Origin of the sequence: Polynucleobacter sp. 78F-HAINBA, assembly GCF_018882325.1 — a bacterium.
Classification (GTDB): domain Bacteria; phylum Pseudomonadota; class Gammaproteobacteria; order Burkholderiales; family Burkholderiaceae; genus Polynucleobacter.
In genome coordinates this window covers 1-274 of record NZ_JACVOQ010000024.1, presented here as the reverse complement: position 1 = coordinate 274, position 274 = coordinate 1, and the positions used below count along the sequence as shown (strand labels likewise).

The 274-nt window shown below is 44.5% G+C and carries 1 protein-coding gene; it reads left to right on the top strand.

Annotated elements, in window-relative coordinates; genetic code table 11:
* Positions 1–274, top strand: a 274-nt coding sequence (locus tag ICN11_RS10745; RefSeq protein ID WP_255539944.1) for an IS3 family transposase, incomplete at both ends; no start/stop codon positions are given.

Genomic DNA, 274 nt, shown 5'->3' with positions numbered 1-274 from the left:
CTTAGCTCAGAGCAAAGCTGTAAAAGAGAACAAGCCCAAGTAATTACTGAGCTAAGGCCGCATTACCGTTTATTAGACTTACTGCTGATCGCCAAGATGGCTAAAAGCGTGTATTACTACTGGCGAGAGGCTAGTAGTAAAGCTGACCCTTATCGGGACACTAAAGACCATATTACCCAGATCTTCAATGTCCATCAGGGTCGCTATGGCTATCGGCGAGTGCACTTAGAGCTACGCAATCAACATCAATACTTAAACCACAAGACAGTGCAAA